Origin of the sequence: Streptomyces sp. F001 (assembly GCF_004187715.1) — a bacterium.
GTDB classification, from domain to species: Bacteria; Actinomycetota; Actinomycetes; order Streptomycetales; family Streptomycetaceae; genus Streptomyces; species Streptomyces flavusporus.
Genome location: NZ_QZWF01000001.1, coordinates 253,718 through 271,428, shown reverse-complemented (window position 1 = coordinate 271,428; position 17,711 = coordinate 253,718). Strand labels below are relative to the sequence as shown.

The window sequence follows — 17,711 nt, the reverse complement described above, 5'->3', positions numbered from 1 at the left end:
CGTCAAGGCTAACCGAGCCGCAGCTCAGGGCCGGTGCGGGAGGATGGACGGCATGGAGGCCGAGCTGTTCCCCAGGAACCGTACGGAGATCGCGCCGGGTGCGGTGCACGTGCCGGACTGGCTCGACGCGGAGCGTCAGCGCGAGCTGCTGAGCGCCTGCCGGGAATGGGCGCGCCGCCCGCGGGACTGCGCACGGTCCGCACGCCCGGCGGCGGCACGATGACGCCCGCCAGGTCTGCCTGGGCCGGCACTGGGGCGTTGTACGGAGGTGCCCGAACTGCGGTCGAGCCGTACGGGACAACCCCGAGTGCCCTGGCCGGCACGGGTACCCGTACGCCTACGCCCGCACGGTCGTCGACGGAGACGGCGCCCCCGTGAAGCCGTTCCCGGCGTGGCTCGGTGAGCTGGGCCGGCGCGCGGTGGCCGACGCGCTCGGCGCACAGGCGGCCACGGGAGCCGCGTACGACATCGCGCTGATCAACTTCTACGACGGCGACGCCCACATGGGCATGCACCGCGACAGCGACGAGAAGTCCGCCGCGCCGGTGGTGTCCCTGAGCCTCGGTGACACCTGCGTCTTCCGGTTCGGCAACACCGAGACCCGGGCCCGGCCCTACACGGACGTCGAGCTGCGCAGCGGTGATCTGTTCGTGTTCGGCGGGCCGTCGCGGATGGCGTACCACGGGGTGCGCGGGTGCATGCCGGCACCGCACCGCCCTGGCTCGGCCTGGCCGGACGGCTGAACATCACCCTGCGGGTCAGCGGCTTCCCGGCGGACACCGGCTGACGTGCGGATCATGGGAGACTCGCCCTCATGAGCGGCAAGCGGACCCCCGGCCGGCGGGGGAAGGGACCACCTCGAGGACGCGACTGGACCGGGGCGCGGCGCGCTCGGGCCCGCGTTGGAGCTCGTGCACACCGGCGGGCCCCGACCCGGGCCGTGCTCACCGCCGAACTCGGCGTCACCCGGCCACGGCCGGCGCGGTGGCCGCCGAGCTGGAGGCGTTGGGGCTGATCCGGGTCGACGCGCAGGCCGGGTGCCGCCGCCGGTTCCCAGGGCCGCCCTCGCACCGGCTGGAGCTCGCCGAGGACGGGCCCGTGGCGCTGGCCGCGCAGGTGCACGCCGACGGGTTCCGGGCGGCACTGTCGGACTCGGCGGGCGGATCGTGCGACCGCGCCGCGCTGCGAGGTCGTCGACGCCGATCCGGCGAAGGTGCTCGGTCCGTCGTGGACGCCGGTGCGGAGCTGCTGCGGGAGACCGGGCGGCGGTGCGTGGCGCCGGTCTCGCGGTTCCGTCGGCGGTCGCGGAGCCGGAGGGCCTGGCGCTGAACCACTGCACCTGGCGTGGCCGGGCGCGCGCCCGTGCGGGAGATTCGCCGAGTGCGTCCGCGGCCGGCGTCACCGGACCGGCCTTCGCGGCCAACGACGTCAATCTCGCCGCGCTCGCGTAGCACCGCACGGCGCCGGGCGCGGCTCCCGCGACCTGCTGTGCGTGGCCACCGGGCACCGCGGGGTCGGCGGTGCACGTGGTGCTCGACGGCGGCTGCACTCGGGCAGTTCGGGCCTCGCCCTCGAAGTCGGCCACCTCACCGTCAACCCCGAGGGCCGCCCCTGCCACTGCGGCAGCCGCGGCTGCCTCGACGTCGAGGCCGACCCGCTGGCCTTCCTCACGACGGCTGGCCGCGAGCGCCGGGCCCCGAGGTGTCCCTGTCCAGCGCGCCGCAACACGACCGATCCGCCAGAGCACCGAGCCGAGCCCCTGGGCGCACGCGCTGCGCCGCAGAGGCCCTCATCGACCGCCTCGCCTCGGACTCGCCGGCCTGGTACATCCTCAACCCCGACCGGATCATCCTCGGCGGCCTGCACCGCACCCTCCTGGACGCCGACCCCGACCGGCTGCGCGCGGTCGTCGCCGACCGCAGCCTGTGGGGCCGCAGCGGCGGCGTCCCCATCCTGGCCTGCTCCCTCGACCACAACAGCCTGGTCGGCGCCGCGGAGTTGGCGTGGCAGCCGTGTGCGACGATCCGCTGGGTGCACTGGCGACGGCGTGACGCCTACGGCGTCCGCTCCGTCAGCTCCACAGCGCCGCCACCGCCGGGCGGCGCAGATCGGTCCGCCGGACGCACAGCCCGATCGGCAACGGCTCCGGCGGCGGACCAGGGGCGGGACCGCCGACAGCCGGTCGTGCATCGAGCTGTGCTCCAGTACGAGGCGGGGACCACGCCGGTGCCGCAGCCGAGGGCGACCAGCGTCAACAGCCCTTCGTGGCCGTCCGGTTCGCAGGCCAGCTCGGAACCGCCGCGCCCCCGGAACCAGCGGTCGGCCGCCTCCCGGACCAGCCCCGGTGCGGCAGCACGAAGGGCCCTTCCAGACCGGAGTCCGGCCGGTCCCGGGCGGTCACGAAGACCAGCTCGGTGACCGCGACCGTCCGGCTCACCAGCGGCTCCGGCAGCCGCGCCGGATCCCGCGACCGCCACGTCCACCTCCCCTCGTCCAGCCGGGCCAGCGCGGCCGCCGCGTCTCCGGTGCGCAGATCCAGCCGTACCTGCGGATGCGTGGCGCGAAACGGCCCCAACAGGTCGGCCAGGAGTGCCTGACAGGCGGTCACCGTGGCGAACACCGTGAGACGGCCGGTGAGTTCGGCCGGGTCGGATGCTCCTCGCGGTAGGAACGCCACAACTCCAGTGCCTGACGGCGTAGGCACGGAAGCGATGCCCCTCCGCCGTCAGCGACACCCGCGCGGACCCCGGTCGAACAGTCGGTGCCCGAGGTCCGCCTCCAGCCGCTGCACGGTCCGGGTCAGCGTCGCGGGACTCACATGACAGTCGAGGCTCGTCCGCCCGAAGTTCAGCGTCTGCGCCAGATGGAGGAAGAGGCGCAGCTCCCGGTGATCGTCGCGCATGCCCTTCGACCTCGCTGTTTCAGGTGACGAAACGGTGCGCTGCATAAGTTGCGCTTGCTGCAACACCAGCGTGGAGCCTACAACTCGACCATGACCTCCACCACCTACACCTCCGCGTCTTCCCCCTCGAAACGATGAACGTGCCCGGCGGCACCGAGACCATCCTGCGGCGGCCGCACCTCTTCCCGCTGCTGCCGCAGGCCTTCGCCGGCGTCCGCCGCATCGGCGTGATCGGCTGGGGCCCACAGGGCCGCGCCCAGGCCCGCAACCTGCGCGACTCCCTCGCCGGCACCGGCATCCGGTGGCCGTCGGACTGCGCCCCGGCTCCCGCTCGGCCGCCGACGCCCGCGCCCACGGCTTCACCGAGGAGGACGGCACGCTCGGCGACTGGCTCGCCGTCACCGCCGAGAGCGACCTGGTGATCCTGCTGATCGCCGACGCCGCGCTCGCCGCCCACCACCCGGAGATCTTCGCCGTCCTGAAGCCGGGCGCCGTCATCGGCCTCTCGCACGGCTTCCTGCTCGGCCACCTGCGGGAGACAGGCGCCCAGTTCCCGCAGGGCCACGGGGTGATCGCCGTTGTGCCCCAAGGGGATGGGTGACTCCGTGCGCAGGCTCTACGAGCAGGCGCCGATATCAACGGCGCCGGAATCAACAGCAGTTTCGCCGTGCACGCCGACCCCGACGGCCGGGCCGTCGACCTCGCGCTCGGCTGGTCGGTGGCGCTGGCTCGCCGTACACCTTCGCACCACGCTCGACAGCGAGTACCTGTCGGACATCGTCGGCGAGCGCGCCATCCTGCTCGGCGCCGTGCACGGCATCGTCGAGAGCCTGTACGCCCGTTACCGCCTCGCCGGGGACGACGAAGTGACGGCGTACGAGCGCTCGTGCGAGAACGTCACCGGCCCGATCGCCCGCACGATCTCCCGGGCCGGCCTGAGGCGGTGCGCGAGGGCCTGGACGCCGTAGGCCGGGACGTCTTCGACCGCGCGTACACGGCGGCGTACGGACCCGCGCGCGAGATCGTCGCCGAGATCTACGACGAGGTCGCCGACGGCACCGAGCTGCGCAGCGTTATCCTGGCCGAACAGCGGCTCGGCACGCGCAGGGTGAGCCGGATCGGCGGCTCGCCGATGTGGCCGTGAGCGAGCGGGCGCACGCCCGGCGGGCCGAAGGGAGCTGCCCGTCGACCCGTTCACCGCCGGGGTGTTCGTCGCCACCATGACGGCCCAGGTCGACGAGTTCGCCGAGCGGGGCCACCCCTGGTCGGAGATCGTCAACGAATCCGTCATCGAGGCCGTCGACTCACTGTTGCCCTACATGCACGCCCGGGACGTGGCCTACATGGTCGGCAACTGCTCCCGCACGGCGCGCCTCGGCGCCCGCCGCTGGGCCCGCGCTTCCAGGCGGCGTACGAGCAGATCGCCTACCCGGCCGCCGAACTCCCCGCGGACATCGCCCTGTTGAGCGCCTTCGACACCACCCCGTGCATGAGGCTCTGGCGCGGCGGCAAAGCTCCGACCGTCGTGGACATTGCCGTGGCCTAGGACGACGGTCCGGTGAGGGTGGGGGAATCGACGGGCGCGGCTGTCGGCGTACTGCGCGACCCCCTCGCCGAACGACCAGTCGACGGGCTCGTTCTCGAGCAGGTTGACGAACACGTTCCGCGGCTCGGTCCCCGCGTACTCGTGGGCGAGTTCTGCTGTCCGCCGGAACAGCGCCTGCTTCTGCGCGGGTGTCCGCCCGGAGCGCATCGTGATCGTGACGAACACGAGGCCGTCGTCCCGGCGGATGCCGAGATAGCCGTCGTCGTAGCGCAGGGTGTTTCGGCTGCCGTCATGACCGACCAGCACCTGGAACCGGTCGTCGGCCGGAATCCCGATGGCCTCCACCAGGGCGTCGTGCACGGCACGGCCGAGGGCCTCCAGCCGCTCGGGGTCGGATCCGAGGCATCGATGCGGACGAAGGGCATGTGTGGGGGTCCTCCTTGTCAGGAACGGCGAGGTCTGGGGACCAGCTCGCCACCGCAGTTGGGACAGACGTCCCGCATCGCTTCGCTGCACGGCACACAGAAGGTGCACTCGTACGAGCAGATGCGGGCGGGCGCGTCGAGCGGCAGCCGCCGTCTCGCAGCGCTCACAGCGATCGCGCATCTCCAGTGCCATGTCCTTGCCTTTCGTCACCTCCGCAGACCATGGCGGCCTGTCACCTCCCATCCTCTGCACGGTCGTCATGGCCGAAAGTGGCCTTTGGTCAGAGATCAACATGATCGGGCCAGCCGATCGCGTCCCGGCGCGGACATGCGCAGTACCTCGAACACATCGCCCTCGGTCTTGGGCGTGTCGTGTTCCCACAGAGAGAAGTGGACGAGCTCCCAGTGACCTGTGTCCACGGCGGCCGCCGCCAGCACCGCACCGTCCTTGCCGGCCAGCCGCCGGTCTCCCGCACCGCCTCCGCCATGACCTCGCTCAACAGTCCGTCGGTCGGAACCCGTCGGCGCCGCCGCACCGCTGTCCGAGCGGAGGAGTGGGCGGCGCCGCCCTCCTCGTACGCCAGCCCGTCCACTGCCGGACCGACGGCCGCCCGAAGTCGTCGGCGATCCCTTGGAAGGGCCTCCCCAGAGGAAGAGTTCATGCCCGCCACGGTGTTCCAGAGATAGAACGGCGCGTACTGGTTGACCGGCGATCCGTGCACACCTCGCTCGCGCATCAGATACGTCTTGAAGCCCAGGCCCTGCCACTCGTCGAGCAGGTGCCCCTTGCGCGCGACGCGCCGGCGGATGATCTTCATGTCGTAGTCGGCGGGCAGAGTGAGTTCGTACTGCATCGCGTGCATCGGGCCGCCTTCCTAGCGCGGTGAGAGAAGGAGAGCAGACCCCGGACGCCCGCATCGAAGGCGGCGGGCGAACCGGACGCGCGGGCGAGGACGTAGCCGCCCTGGACGGTTGCGACGATCGTCGCCGCGATCGACTCACCGTCGAGCCCGGGCGCGAACTGGCCCTGCTCCTTGCCTCTCCTCGACGATCCCGGCGAGCCGTTCACGCAGCCAGTCGATCGTCTCGTCGACGGGCGCCCGCAGGTCGTCGTTCGCGATGACGTCCGGGTCCATCGTCAGCCGCCCTATCGGACAGCCGCGCAGCACATCGCGCTCGCGCCGCAGATACGCCTCGATGCGCTCGTACGGCGTTCCCCGACCGTCGAGTACTCCCGCGGCGGTAGCCCGCATCTCCTCGGCGGTCCGCCGGATTGCGGCCAGGGCGAGATCCGGCTTCCCCTTGAAGTGGTGGTACATGCTGCCTGCCCGGCGCCCGCGCGCTCCAGGATGGCTTTGGGGCTGGTGCCCCATAGCCGCGCTCCCACAGCAGTTCCCGGGTGGACTCGATCAGTCGGTCCGAGGTGCTCATGCCGTCACTGTACATACTAGTAGTTACAGAAATCCGAGCCCTCTGGAGCAGCGGAACCGGCCCTGCGTACTACTCCCGTGAGGTACCCGCACTGCCGCTGGCCGTACGACGACCCGGAAGCCCCTGCGGCGCGAGTCTCGAGGCATCGACGAAAGATCCGATGACGCGACTTGGAGATGACTCGAGATGCAGACCCTCGCACACTGGACGGCGGCCCCGGCCCGTGGATCCTTCTCTTCCCGCTGATCTGGGCGGCAGTGATCGTCGGCGCCGTCACCGTCCTGCGCCGCACCGTCGGGCGCGGCCGTCGCGCACCGTGGCGCGGGGTGGACACAGCCGCCCGACCGGCGACTCGCCCATCGCCGTCCTCGGCCGCCGCTTCGCTTCCGGCGAGATCGACGAGGACGAGTACTGGCGCAGGCTGTCCGTGCTGGACGAGCAGTTCGGCCGTACGGACAGGGGCGGGCGCTGACCGTCACCGACCCCGTCGCCTTGGAGCGCACCTTCGAACTCGGCACCGTGCGGGGCTCCCTGGACGCCCTTGGCGCCGACGGCATCGCGATCACCGAGAGGAAGCCGACAAGCAGGCCCTCATCCTCGGCGACACGGCCCGGCTCACCTTCACCGACGGCCGGAGCGAGACCTTCACCGTCCGCGCGGTGTACGGGCAGTCCGAACTCGCGGGGACTACGTCGTCACCCGCGCCGCCTGGGCGCCGCACCGCATCCAGGACTCCGACACGCTCGTCAACGTGCTGCGCGCCATCGCGGCGGAGCGACGGGCCTCGGTCCTGCGGTGACTTCGCCGAGGCCCTCTCACCGCCCGGTCAGCCGACAACGGCCGACCGGGCGGGAGCGTGTTCGGGCGTACGGCCGACGGGTTCGGCCTCCGCGAACCCGGGTGCGGGCTCCGAGGCCGTGCGGCGGGCCGGGCGTGGGGGCGCCTTCACCGGGGGCGAGGCCGTCGGCAGCGTGAACCAGACGACCTTGCCCTGGTCGCCGTCGGGCCGCACCCCCCAGCTCTCGCTCATCGCGCCACCATCGCGAGACCGCGCCCGCAGGTGGCCAGCGGATCCGCGTCCGCCACCACCGGGAGGCGGGGGTCGCGGTCGCGCACCGACACCATGAGGCGGTCGAGCAGCAGCTCGATCTCCACGGTGCAGGTCTTGTCGGGTTGGGCATGCCGGTGGACGTTCGAGAGCAGTTCGGTCACACCGAGCGCCGCTCGGTCTATCAGGGCATCCAGATGCCAGTAGCGCAACTGTGCAGATACGATTCTGCGGACCTGGCCGATCCGCGACGGCAGGGCTTGGAGCTCCACCGTGCAGTGCCTGCGTGGGTGACTGATCACGGCTGCGACTCCCCGACGTGAGGTCCGGAAGAACACGGAGTTCGGATCCAGCAGCGCGCCTGCGTGAACTGCCGCCTGCTGTCGTGGCCGGCGGCTGGTTCGCAGCGTTATCGCCGGTAAACCCAGAGTGACGTGAGACCAGAGTGACGCAGGGGGTCCAGCCGCGCAACTCGCGGCTGTGTGGCGGCCATGGCTCGTCCGAGCGGCTGCGCGGCTCACGTCGACGTGGCCTGCACGACTCAGGCGGGCATGGCTGTCACGGCCCACGTCCGTGGGGCCACCACGGCCCACCGCCGCCGGTCGGCCACCGAGGGCCACCGCGGCTCGGCCGCCCCGCGCCTCCTCGCCTCGCTCGCCCGGCGCCACCGCGGCTCGGCCACCACCGTCACCCCCGCCGGGCCGCCCGCCCCGGCGGCGCTCAGCCGTCACGGCGTGCCGCCCTGCGTACGGCCTCGATGAAGCGGCGTGCCGCGGGCGGTCCCGGCTCGCCCGGTGCGGGGTCGTGCTCGCCCAACGTCAGTGAGTAGCGCTTGCCGTTGAGGTCGGCCAGCGCGCGTGCCCCGGAGGCGAACCAGGGCTTCGACGCCCGCACCGCCTGCACCGGTGCGCTGTCGATCTCGCTCCCGTAACTGGTGAGCAACTCCAGCCTGCCGTCGCTGATCCGGACCTGCCCGGCCCGGGTGAGGGAGCGCAGGCCCTTACCGATCCGCACCCCCATGGCCGTGAACTCCGGCTCCGCCATGCCCTCCTGCCCCCTCCTCGCGCGTGGCTTCCTGTCCGGCGTTTTCGTCCCGCGCGGTGCAGTCTGCCCGTCACCGAAGTCGCGCACCAGTGCGCACGTCACCCGGGCATAGGCCACCCGGAGCACTCGCGCGAATGCGCCCCCGAGGGCTTTTGCCGGGGGTGGTGCGCAACGGTCCACCGCGCCTCCAGGGGCGCCTTTGAGCTGCTCAAGATGCGTTTATGCAGGTGAGAAGCGTGCGGAAGCCTGTTTATGATCGGTGTACCGGCCGCGCCACCCGCCGGACAGGCCCTAAGGAGCCCCCGCCGTGACACCCCCCAGCAGACCAGGACCGGCGCCACCCTCGACGTCGACCACAGCGACACCGTCTACCGCGGCTGGCTGAAAGAGCCGTCCGCAAGGTGCAGGCCGACGCCAACCGTTCTGCCGACCCACCTCCTCCGGTTCCCGCTGCCGGACCACTGGGGCATCGACCTGTACCTCAAGGACGAGTCGACCCATCCCACCGGCAGCCTGAACACCGGCTCGCCGCTCGCTCTTCCTCTACGGCCTGTGCAATGTGCTGGATCCGGCCGGCCGCCCGGTGATCGAGGCCTCCAGCGGCTCCACGGCAGTCTCCGAGGCGTACTTCGCGAAGCTGATCGGCGTGCCCTTCATCGCCGTCATGCCCCGCACGACGAGCGCCGAGAAGTGCCGCCTGATCGAGTTCCACGGCGGGCAGTGCCATTTCGTGGACGACCCGCGCACGATGTACGAGGAGTCCGCCCGCCTCGCGGCCGACACGGGCGGCCACTACATGGACCAGTTCACCTACGCGGAACGCGCCACGGACTGGCGCGGCAACAACAACATCGCCGAATCCATCTTCCGCCAGCTGGAGTTGGAGCGGTTCCCGCAGCCCGCGTGGATCGTCGCCACGGCCGGCACCGGCGCACCTCGCGACCATCGCGCGCTACGTCCACTACATGCAGTCCGACACGCGCGTGTGCGTCGCCGACCCGGAGAAAACTCTGCTTCTTCGAGGGCTGGACCACCGGCGATCCGGACGTCACCTGCGACTCGGCTCCCGCATCGAGGGCATCGGTCCACGTATGGAACCGAGCTTCGTGCCCGGCGCCATCGACCGGATGATGAAGGTGCCCGACGCGCCGTATCGCCGCCGTGCGCGCCCTGGAACAGGCCATCGGCCGCAAGGCGGGCGGCTCGACCGGCACCGGTCTGTGGAGCGCCCTGAAGATCGTCGCCGAGATGGTGGCGGACGGGCTACGGGCAGCGTGGTCACCTTGCTGTGCGACCCCGGGGACCGCTACCTGGACAAGTACTACTCGGACACCTGGCTCGCCGAGCAGGGACTGGACATCACGCCGTACACGGCGGCGATCGGGACACTGCTCGCACAGGCCGCTGGCCGGACTGAGCGCTCACCGTGCGAGCCGCCGCGTCCAGCGCCGTCACGGCGTCCTTGAACGCGCGCCCAGGCCCCCGCGCCAGCCCGAGCACGAGGCGGAACACCGGCGTCCCGTCGGCGGCGAACGTCCACTGCACGCGCGTGCCGGCACCGGCCGGCGTGAGCCGCCACTCCTCGACGAGCGCACGGGCCCCCGGCGTGTTGGTCTCGTCGACGCGGTACGCGTACACCTCGGGCTCCTTGGCCACCAGGATCGTCTCCGCGAACTGCGTACCACCTTTGAGCCGGATCTCCCGTCCGGCGCCGTCGTCGGTGGGCCGGGCCAGCGTCACTGCTGAGAACCACTGCGTCCAGCCGGGCACGTCCTCGGCGAGCGCACGGAAGACCGTCTGAGGGGAGCGGTGATCTCGCGGGCGAAGACCAGCCGTACGGCGCGGCCCGGACGAAGTCGACCTCCACCGGACGCAGACGGCGAGCCATGCGAAACCCCCTGTACGCAGGCAGGACAGGCAGCCCACCATAGCTGGCGGCCCGTCAGATGTCTGCGCCGCCGACGCGGTCAGAGGTCTTCCGCGTCCTCCTCCTCGCCCGCCACCACCAGGTGCCGCAGATGCTCGGAGATCTCGGCCCGGGCATCGGCGGGCAGCCCCGAGTCGGTGACCAGCGTGTCGACCTGCTCCAGCGTGGCGAAGGAACTCAGGCCCACCGTGCCCCACTTGGTGTGGTCGGCGACCACCACGACCCGCCGCGCCGACTGCACCAGGCGCCGGTTGGTCTCCGCCTCCGCGAGGTTCGGCGTCGACAGACCGGCCTCCATCGATATCCCGTGCACTCCGAGGAACAGCACATCGAAGTGGAGCGTCGCGATCGCCTGGTCGGCCACCGGCCCCACCAGCGAGTCGGACGGGGTGCGTACGCCGCCCGTCAGCACCACCGTGGCTGCGCCCTGGCGCTGGCCGAGGAGCGCTGCGCCGCGTGGAAGACGTCGGCGACCCGCACCGAGTTGGTGACGACGGTGAGATCGGCCACCTCGATCAGGTGGTGCGCCAGCGCATACGTCGTCGTACCGCCCGACAGTGCGATCGCCGAGCCCGGCGCGACCAGCTGCGCCGCGCCTTGGCGATGTCCTCCTTGGCGGTGAGCTCCAGACCCGACTTGGCCTCGAAGCCCGGCTCGTGTGTGCTCGCCTCCGCCACCGGGACCGCGCCGCCGTGGACCTTCTCCAGAACACCCTGGCGGCCAGCGCGTCGAGATCGCGGCGGACCGTCATGTCCGACACGCCGAGCTTGCGGGTCAGCTCGTTGACGCGGACGCCGCCGCGGCGCCCGCACCTCGTCCAGGATCAGGGCGCGCCGCTGCTCCGCGAGGAGGTTCTGATTCTCACTCACGTACGCTCCGGTCCTTTCCTCAAGCCCGTCCGACATGCTCTCGCACCCGCTCCGACAAGGACATTCTCCCCGCCCCGGTGCGTTGGCGTCCCATATTCCCACGGGCGGCCCGGGACACGCCACCGGCTGCCCCGACGCGAACATGCCAGTCGTGGCCTTGTCCTTTCATCCTTTGCCATCCTTTGCCTGTCTGTCACACGGATCGGGGAGATTCGGTGAGGAGAGGTGTGGGCGGGGCGTCCAGCGGAGATCCTTGAGCCCGCACCGACAGATGCCAACGGCAGGTCACGGGGGAAGTGCAAGAAGTGGAACGTGCGCAGGAACGTGCGTGGAACGACGGGGCGGCCGGGCCCGCCGAGCGGCCCGATCATGCCGGGGCCGCCCTGGAACTGCTGGTCCACGGGGTGGGCGGTGCCACACCCGAGCACATGCTGGACGACCCGCGCACGGTGCGGATCTCCGGCGACGACACCGCGGCCGTCTTCCGGCGCGCCGACGACGTCGAGGTCGAGACCCGCACCGACACCGCGGCCCCGGACGAACGGGCCGGCCATGCCGCCGGACGGCCGGTGCCCGAGGCGTACGTCTGGTCCAACCTCACCTCCGGCAACAGCGCCCGCGCCCTGTGGCTGCTGTTACTGCCGTTCATGGTGGCCAACCTCGCGCACTGGATGCGCCCGACCGCGCGGGGCCGCGTCCGGACGGTGCGGCTCTACGGGCTGCTGGTCCGACTCGTGGGACTGACCCTGACGGTGCTGCTCGTCGCGGCCGCCTGCGAGGTCGCCCTGGACCTGACCGCCTGGCAGTGCGCGGCACGCACTCCTGCGCCGAGCGGCATTCCTGGCTGGGCTTCCTGTCGCCCACGGGTTCCGACGGCGGCTGGTGGAGCCCGCCGGGCCGCAGGCTCGCCCTGGCGTCCCTGGTGCCCGCCGCCCTGGTCGGCCTGCTGTGGTACCTCTCCCTGCGGACCTGGGCCGCGTACGAGTCCGAGCAGCCGCTGTCGCGCACCCCGAGGACGAGGAGGACACCGGCCGCACCTCACTGGGCCGCCCCGGCTTCTGGTACGGCCGGCGCCTGGTCGCCCGGCTGCGCGGCGCGCACACTGCCGCGGGTCTGCTCACGGTGGCCGCCGCGGTCGCCGGCGCCGCCGCCCGGTACGACCGCGAACCCGGCGGACCGGCCGTCCTGGAGACGCTGGGACGGCTGCTGGAGGCGGCACTGGTGATCGGCGCGGCCCTCGTCGTGTGGGCGGTCTGCCGACGGGGCCGCAGCGAGCAGCACCTCGACCAGGGACTGATGCGTCCCTCGTACGACACCTCCCGTCGGCGCCTCGCCTGTTGCCCTCAGCCTGATCTACGGCGGGGTGGGAGCGCCTGAGTGGGAATCCGACGGTCGCTGCGGGCGATGCGGCTTCGCGGCATCGCCTCGTACAGGGCTGCTGGTGATCGTCCTCGGCGTGTCGCCCACCTCCTCCCGAGCGCTCCGACCGGCGTGCCGCGATGCGCGGTCTGGCCGGCCCGCCGTCGCGATGCGGCCTGCGCCTCGGCGCCGTGATGTCCGGCGTGTCCCAGGGGTGCCGACTGGCTGGACGGCACCCGGGCCATCCCCGGTGCGCCGGTCCTGCTGACCTGGCAGGCGTCCGTGATCCCGCCGCTGCTGGTGGTCTGCTCGGCCTGTGCGGCTGGCAGGCGTGGCGCACGCTGGGGCTGGCCCGCGCGGAGCGCGGTGGTGGAACGCACCTATCGGCGAGCCCAAGGACCCGAACGCACCGCCGGATCGCACGCACCCGCGCATGCAGCTCACCGACCGCGGGCCCTCTTCGTCGCCGCGACCTCCTGTCGCCTGCTCTGGGCACCGGGGCTCTGGTCGGTGCCATGGCAGGAGCAGACCCCGAGCCGGGCCGCCGAGCACACACCCCTTCGTCCACGGTGCCGCGGAGACGCCCAGGCCTCGGCTCCTGGCTGATCGGCTCGGCTTCATCCTCTTCGTCACCTGGGGTCGGCGCGCCTACAAGACGCCTCCGCCCGGCGCACCATCGGCATCCTCTGGGACGTCGGCACCTTCTGGCGCGCGCCGCGCACCTTCGCCCCGCCCTGCTACGCCGAGCGAGCCGTGCCGACTGACCTGGCGGATCACCATGGGCGCACCACCGGCGGACGCCTGGTGATCTCCGGCCACTCCCAGGGCAGCGTCTCGCGCGCCGCGGCCTGGCAGCTGACCCCGACCGTGCGCAAGAGGGTCGCCTGACGTACGGCTCTCCGCTGGAGCGCTTGTACGGCGCTGGTTCCCGCCCACTTCGGCCCGGCGCTCACCGCCCTGCACCACGACGTCGACTGCTGGCCAACCTGTACCGGCTCACCGACCCGATCGGCGGCCCCGTCCGGCTGCCCGACGACAGCGAACCCGAGGTCGACCGCGAGCCGTTGCAGGACCCGCTGGCCCACGGCCGCACCGACCTTCACCCACTGCCCGCCCCTGTCCTCGGCCATTCCGAATACCAGCGGCCCGGCCTTCGGCGCCGAACGCGCTCGCCTGCTGGCCCGACTGCGCCCGGAGGTGCGGCGCAGCGCCCGGAGGCCGACTCCTAGTAGATCGTCGTGGCTAAATCTTGTTCTGCCGTGGTGTGGATGGTCGGGGAGACTTCCTTTTGTGTCCCTTCCACGGGCAGGAGTGTTGTGTGCCGTCGCAGAAGAAGTACCCGTTGGGTTGAGTGCCGAGGACCGTCAGGCGTTGGTGCGGATGACACCACAGGAGTTCACAGCGCGTCGATGATCAGGCGGCACGGGTGCTGCTCGCGCTGGATGTGTCGGCGGGCCAGGTCGATCCGCGGGCGGTGATCGCGCACGGATCGGGGTCTCGTGGCGAGACGGTGCGCCTGGTCTCGAAGCGGTTCGCGGACAGCGGTGGCGATGTGTGGGCCACAGTCGGCCGGAAGAAACGTGCGTTCCCGCCAGTACCCTCTGCGTGACCGGCGAGGTCGAGGCGAGGCTGATCGCGCTGGCCTGCTCGACGCCGCCGAAGGGCACGCTCGATGGGTCGTTGCGCCTGCTGGAGAAGCACGTTGCGCTGATCGAGGACATTCCGAGCCTGGACCATTCCACTATCGGCCGGGTGTTAAAAAACGGAACTTCGTCCTCATGTGAAGGAGTACTGGGTCATCCCGCCCGCGGCAAACGCGGCCTTCGCCGCGGCGATGGAGGATGTCCTGGCGGTCTACCGCCGCCCCTACGATCCGGCACATCCGGTGGTGTGCATGGACAGAAGCCGTACCAGCTGCTCGGCCACACCCGCGATCCGATTCCCGCGCGGCCCGGCCGCGATCGCCGCGAGGATGGCGAGTACGTCCGGCGGGGACGTGCTCGATCTTCTGCTGGGTCGAGCCGCTGCGTGGATGGCGACGCGTGGATGCCCAGCCTCGCCGGACCAAGGTCGACTGGGCACGCCAGGTCGAGCGCCTGCTGACCGTGGACTATCCCGACGCCGCCACGGTCGTGCTGTGATGGACAACCTCAACACCCACACCATCGGCTCGCTCTATGAAGCATTCGAGCCGACGAAAGCCTTCGCGCTGGCGCAGCGCCTGGAGATCCACCACACCCCCAAACACGGGTCCTGGCTCAACATTGCCGAGATCGAGCTGTCCGCGCTCACCGCCAGTGCCTGGACCGCTGCATCGAAGACCTTGCCGTCCTCAACGCTGAACTCGCCGCCTGGCAGCAGCAGACCAACATCGGCCAACGCCAGGTCGACTGGCACTTCACCACCGACGACGCCCGCTGAGACTGCGTCACCTCTACCCAAAGACACAGCAAAACTAAGCAGCGACGATCTACTAGTGTCTCATGATTCCGTCAGCGTTACTTGATCTTGTGTGGCAGGGTCGCTTGGCACGGAACTTTCCAAGGAACAGGCCGCCGAGTTGCGGGAGTGCGAACAGCAGGGATGTCCTGCGGACATAGCCACGGGGCCGGATCCTGTGGTCGGCGAGGGGCGTCGACGTAAGGACATTGCCGACTGCTCGGGGTGTCGTTGCCGACCGTGACCGCTGGAAGCGCCGCTATGCCGAGCGGGTCTGGCCGGGCTCGAAGGGGAGCGTCCGGGTGGCGCGCGGAACAGGTGCCGGTGCGCGTGCGGGCCCGGGTGATTGCGCTGACGCGTATGACACCGCCGGTCGGCACCGGGCTTTCGCACTGGTCCACACGGGAGTTGGCAAAGTACCTGGAGCGGACCGAGAACATCACCGTGTCCTGGCACTACATCGCCCGGATCTGGCGGGAGGAGCGTTTGAAGCCGCACCGGTCCGGCACCTTCAAGATTTCCAAGGACCCTGCGTTCGCGGAGAAGGTGGCCGATGTGATCGGCCTGTATCTGGCCCCGCCGGGCGGTGCGGTGGTCCTCTCGATCGATGAGAAGACGCAAATCCAGGCGCTGGACCGGACCCAGCCGGTGCTGCGGTCGCCTTCGCGGCGAGCGAGAAGCGCACCGCCGACTACATCCGGCACGGCACCACGAACCTGTTCGCCGCCCTGAACGTGAGTACCGGCGAGGTGCTCGGCGAGTGCAAGCCGACCCGGAACGGCAAGGACTTCCTGGCCTTCTTGAAGAAGGCGGTGAAACCGCACGCCGGGAAGGACATCCATGTTTTCCTGGACAACCTCTCGACACACACCACCCCGGAGTCAAGGAGTGGCTGTCGAAGAACCCGCACGTCCACTTCCATTTCACTCCCGTCGGCTCCTCGTGGCTGAACCAGATCGAGATCTGGTTCGGAGTCCTGACCCGGCAGTCCATCCGCCGCGGCACGTTCTCCAGCGTCAACGTCCTGGTCAAACAATCCGCGACTACATCAACTCCTGGAACGAGAACGCGAAACCGTTCACCTGGACCGCGACCGCGACGAGGTCCTCGCAAAGTCCGACTCGTTGTGACCAACGTGAAGAAACTCGTCAATAATAACTCGAACTGACATGAACAGGATCACGCTAGGTGGTGTGCCCGGTGGTCACCTGATTCTTGCGAGGATGCCCCGGCGTGCACGACTCCGTTGGGATATGGGGGTTGAGGAACATCCGCGTCAGATCGTGCGCTAAGCCGACGTCGGCCCTGGTGGGCGGCTGACGAAGCGCCGGCGAACGGATCCGTCTTAAGTCTTTCCACAATAACACCCCAATATCTGCGGTAGATTGATCCGTCACCTGTGACCTGCAGAGCTTCATGGCCCCGAATCTTCAGCGGTATCTGACGCCGAAGCCGTGGCTTTGTTCGGGAGTTGTGAAAGCGCGTTTGCGGGCGTGCGATAGGTTGCCCGCCATGTCTGGACTCGGCCCCGTCGCCTGGCCACCTGCCCCGATAAGGACCGAACGGCTCGTGCTCCGCGAGTCCGAGGCCCGGGACCGTGCGGCGTTCATCGAGCTGCTGGCGTCGCCAGAGGTGCACACCTACCTCGGCGGCCCTCGGCCGCGTGACGAGCTTGAGCGCGAGATGCCCGGGTGCCCGGGCGGTGGCCCGGGAGTTTCGTCGTCGATCTGGACGGGGCGATGATCGGCCAGATCCTGCTCAGGAGAGCACCGGAGCACCGTCGCCCGGCTGCCGCGGGGAAGGTCGATCTCGGCTACCTGTTCCTGCCGCGGGCGTGGGATTCGGGTACGCCGCCGAGGCGTGCGCGCGGCACTCGACTGGTTCGACGGCGTCCTTCCGGCGAGCCGGTGGTGCTCGCCACCCAGACCGCCAACGTCGCCTCGATGCGCCTCGCGGCAAAGCTGGGTTCACCGAGGTGGAGCGGTTCGAGGCATGGGACGCCGAGCAGTGGCTCGGCCTGCGGTCCCCGGTCACCGCTTGAGCCTGTGCTCGAAGGGGGTGGTGTGCCAGCCGTCAGTCCTCGTCGTCCTCGACGGCGTCCGGGGGCTGCCGTACGAGGCGGTAGATGGTCGATGTTGCGACCTTGAGCATGGCGGCGATGCTGGGCGGGGTGGCCGCAGCGTGCATCTGGCGTGCGAGATCGGCCTGTTCGTGGGTGAGCTTGGGAGGGGACCCAAGACGTTGTCCGCGAGCATGGCAGCAGTTTGTCCCTCGGTCGTGACTTCGGCAATCTACGCGGCTTGGAGTTGCAGGGTGGCGTCGACGGCGCGGATAACGAGATCGCCGTCGGCGCGGTGGTGTCATCGGCTCTTCCAGGGAGCGCAGCCCGACGCGTGCGTGGTCGAGCTGGTGGAGCAGTCGTGCAGGTTGCGCAGGCCGGCGGCGAATCTGGAGAGCCGCACGATGACCACGCAGTCGCCGGGGCGGACGTACTGGAAGGCCGCGTCCGGGCCGGCCTGGGGCCGATGAGCGGTGCGTGATGTCGAGGAAGACGGCATGGCAGCCAGCGCCCAGGAGGGCAGCGGCCTCGTCGGGCGGGGTCGCGCAGGGTGGCGAGTCCGTAGCCGATGAGGCGGGCGGCCATTACAGGACTCCGACGACGAGGGATTCGCGGGCGCCTCCACGACTTCGGCGGTGACGTCGTCAGCTGGTTGATGTCCA

Annotated in this window: 11 protein-coding genes and 14 pseudogenes; 12 read left to right on the top strand and 13 right to left on the bottom strand. The window is 70.7% G+C overall.

Features of this window, described 5'->3' with window-relative positions:
• The first annotated feature begins 52 nt into the window (after window positions 1-52).
• A pseudogene (locus StrepF001_RS01315) lies at window positions 53-787 on the top strand (alpha-ketoglutarate-dependent dioxygenase AlkB).
• Window positions 784-2,051 (top strand): annotated as a pseudogene (locus StrepF001_RS01310) (ROK family protein). Before StrepF001_RS01315 ends, StrepF001_RS01310 begins: the two co-directional pseudogenes overlap by 4 nt.
• 200 nt (window positions 2,052-2,251) lie before the next feature.
• Here the strand turns inward: StrepF001_RS01310 and StrepF001_RS47165 are convergent.
• Complete coding sequence (locus StrepF001_RS47165; RefSeq protein ID WP_240797253.1) at window positions 2,252-2,677, bottom strand: LysR substrate-binding domain-containing protein; 426 nt, start codon at window positions 2,675-2,677, stop codon at window positions 2,252-2,254.
• Between the two features lie 48 nt (window positions 2,678-2,725).
• Window positions 2,726-2,902, bottom strand: coding sequence for a LysR family transcriptional regulator (locus StrepF001_RS47160; protein WP_240797252.1), 177 nt, complete (start codon window positions 2,900-2,902; stop codon window positions 2,726-2,728).
• A 134-nt stretch (window positions 2,903-3,036) separates the two neighbouring features.
• On the opposite strand from StrepF001_RS47160, the pseudogene StrepF001_RS49375 reads away from it, so the two are divergent.
• The 4 genes and pseudogenes from StrepF001_RS49375 to StrepF001_RS47145 all read left to right on the top strand — a co-directional run.
• Window positions 3,037-3,153 (top strand): annotated as a pseudogene (locus StrepF001_RS49375) (hypothetical protein); the annotation flags it as partial.
• A gap of 50 nt (window positions 3,154-3,203) precedes the next feature.
• The gene (locus StrepF001_RS49370; RefSeq protein ID WP_276322794.1) at window positions 3,204-3,503 is read left to right on the top strand and encodes a hypothetical protein; all 300 of its coding nucleotides are present in this window, start codon (window positions 3,204-3,206) and stop codon (window positions 3,501-3,503) included.
• Window positions 3,496-3,870: a hypothetical protein gene (locus StrepF001_RS47150; RefSeq protein ID WP_240797251.1), complete on the top strand. Its 375-nt coding sequence runs from the start codon at window positions 3,496-3,498 to the stop codon at window positions 3,868-3,870. The genes StrepF001_RS49370 and StrepF001_RS47150 overlap by 8 nt, the downstream gene beginning before the upstream one ends.
• Complete coding sequence (locus StrepF001_RS47145; RefSeq protein WP_240797250.1) at window positions 3,846-4,046, top strand: hypothetical protein; 201 nt, start codon at window positions 3,846-3,848, stop codon at window positions 4,044-4,046. The genes StrepF001_RS47150 and StrepF001_RS47145 overlap by 25 nt, the downstream gene beginning before the upstream one ends.
• Window positions 4,047-4,490: 444 nt before the next feature.
• Here the strand turns inward: StrepF001_RS47145 and StrepF001_RS01295 are convergent.
• The 4 pseudogenes from StrepF001_RS01295 to StrepF001_RS01280 all read right to left on the bottom strand — a co-directional run.
• Window positions 4,491-4,873: pseudogene (locus tag StrepF001_RS01295) on the bottom strand (tautomerase family protein); the annotation flags it as partial.
• An 18-nt stretch (window positions 4,874-4,891) separates the two neighbouring features.
• Window positions 4,892-5,066, bottom strand: a pseudogene (locus StrepF001_RS01290) (DUF1272 domain-containing protein).
• Between the two features lie 95 nt (window positions 5,067-5,161).
• Window positions 5,162-5,736 (bottom strand): annotated as a pseudogene (locus tag StrepF001_RS01285) (DUF4865 family protein).
• Window positions 5,688-6,319: pseudogene (locus tag StrepF001_RS01280) on the bottom strand (TetR/AcrR family transcriptional regulator). The pseudogenes StrepF001_RS01285 and StrepF001_RS01280 overlap by 49 nt, the downstream one beginning before the upstream one ends.
• Window positions 6,320-6,490: 171 nt before the next feature.
• On the opposite strand from StrepF001_RS01280, the pseudogene StrepF001_RS01275 reads away from it, so the two are divergent.
• Window positions 6,491-6,776: pseudogene (locus tag StrepF001_RS01275) on the top strand (SHOCT domain-containing protein).
• Window positions 6,758-7,058 (top strand): annotated as a pseudogene (locus tag StrepF001_RS47140) (ABC transporter substrate-binding protein); the annotation flags it as partial. The pseudogenes StrepF001_RS01275 and StrepF001_RS47140, both read left to right, overlap by 19 nt.
• A gap of 72 nt (window positions 7,059-7,130) precedes the next feature.
• On the opposite strand, the pseudogene StrepF001_RS01265 reads toward StrepF001_RS47140, so the two are convergent.
• The 5 genes and pseudogenes from StrepF001_RS01265 to StrepF001_RS01240 all read right to left on the bottom strand — a co-directional run bounded on the left by StrepF001_RS01265 (window position 7,131) and on the right by StrepF001_RS01240 (window position 11,192).
• Window positions 7,131-7,654: pseudogene (locus StrepF001_RS01265) on the bottom strand (ATP-binding protein).
• Window positions 7,655-8,072: 418 nt separating this feature from the next.
• On the bottom strand, window positions 8,073-8,396 hold the full coding sequence (locus tag StrepF001_RS01255) for a hypothetical protein (protein WP_129796417.1): 324 nt from the start codon (window positions 8,394-8,396) through the stop codon (window positions 8,073-8,075).
• A gap of 543 nt (window positions 8,397-8,939) precedes the next feature.
• Entirely contained in the window at window positions 8,940-9,179 is a 240-nt protein-coding gene (locus StrepF001_RS47135) for a hypothetical protein (RefSeq protein ID WP_240797324.1), read from the bottom strand.
• A 576-nt stretch (window positions 9,180-9,755) separates the two neighbouring features.
• A pseudogene (locus tag StrepF001_RS01245) lies at window positions 9,756-10,284 on the bottom strand (SRPBCC family protein).
• Between the two features lie 79 nt (window positions 10,285-10,363).
• Window positions 10,364-11,192, bottom strand: a pseudogene (locus StrepF001_RS01240) (DeoR/GlpR family DNA-binding transcription regulator).
• Window positions 11,193-11,620: 428 nt separating this feature from the next.
• Here StrepF001_RS01240 and StrepF001_RS47130 point away from each other — a divergent pair.
• The 4 genes and pseudogenes from StrepF001_RS47130 to StrepF001_RS47125 all read left to right on the top strand — a co-directional run.
• Window positions 11,621-13,751, top strand: a pseudogene (locus StrepF001_RS47130) (hypothetical protein); the annotation flags it as partial.
• 940 nt (window positions 13,752-14,691) lie between these two features.
• Complete coding sequence (locus tag StrepF001_RS46225; RefSeq protein ID WP_240797304.1) at window positions 14,692-15,057, top strand: transposase; 366 nt, start codon at window positions 14,692-14,694, stop codon at window positions 15,055-15,057.
• Window positions 15,058-15,251: 194 nt separating this feature from the next.
• Complete coding sequence (locus tag StrepF001_RS01220) at window positions 15,252-15,722, top strand: helix-turn-helix domain-containing protein (RefSeq protein ID WP_129797468.1); 471 nt, start codon at window positions 15,252-15,254, stop codon at window positions 15,720-15,722.
• A gap of 780 nt (window positions 15,723-16,502) precedes the next feature.
• Window positions 16,503-17,031, top strand: a pseudogene (locus StrepF001_RS47125) (GNAT family N-acetyltransferase).
• Window positions 17,032-17,063: 32 nt separating this feature from the next.
• Here the strand turns inward: StrepF001_RS47125 and StrepF001_RS49365 are convergent.
• Together StrepF001_RS49365 and StrepF001_RS01200 are read right to left on the bottom strand one after the other, a co-directional pair.
• Window positions 17,064-17,177 (bottom strand): helix-turn-helix domain-containing protein, encoded by a 114-nt coding sequence (locus tag StrepF001_RS49365; RefSeq protein ID WP_165396127.1) that lies wholly within the window; start codon window positions 17,175-17,177, stop codon window positions 17,064-17,066.
• 173 nt (window positions 17,178-17,350) lie between these two features.
• Complete coding sequence (locus tag StrepF001_RS01200) at window positions 17,351-17,548, bottom strand: hypothetical protein (RefSeq protein WP_129796415.1); 198 nt, start codon at window positions 17,546-17,548, stop codon at window positions 17,351-17,353.
• Window positions 17,549-17,711 lie beyond the last annotated feature (163 nt).

Excerpts from the sequence above, each read along its gene's own strand:
- StrepF001_RS47160 (WP_240797252.1), bottom strand. The coding sequence starts at position 2,902 with ATGCGCGACGATCACCGGGAGCTGCGCCTCTTCCTCCATCTGGCGCAG.
- StrepF001_RS47150 (WP_240797251.1), top strand. The coding sequence starts at position 3,496 with ATGGGTGACTCCGTGCGCAGGCTCTACGAGCAGGCGCCGATATCAACG.
- StrepF001_RS01255 (WP_129796417.1), bottom strand. The coding sequence starts at position 8,396 with ATGGCGGAGCCGGAGTTCACGGCCATGGGGGTGCGGATCGGTAAGGGC.
- StrepF001_RS46225 (WP_240797304.1), top strand. The coding sequence starts at position 14,692 with ATGGACAACCTCAACACCCACACCATCGGCTCGCTCTATGAAGCATTC.
- StrepF001_RS01220 (WP_129797468.1), top strand. The coding sequence starts at position 15,252 with ATGCCGAGCGGGTCTGGCCGGGCTCGAAGGGGAGCGTCCGGGTGGCGC.
- StrepF001_RS49365 (WP_165396127.1), bottom strand. The coding sequence starts at position 17,177 with ATGCACGCTGCGGCCACCCCGCCCAGCATCGCCGCCATGCTCAAGGTC.
- StrepF001_RS01200 (WP_129796415.1), bottom strand. The coding sequence starts at position 17,548 with ATGCCGTCTTCCTCGACATCACGCACCGCTCATCGGCCCCAGGCCGGC.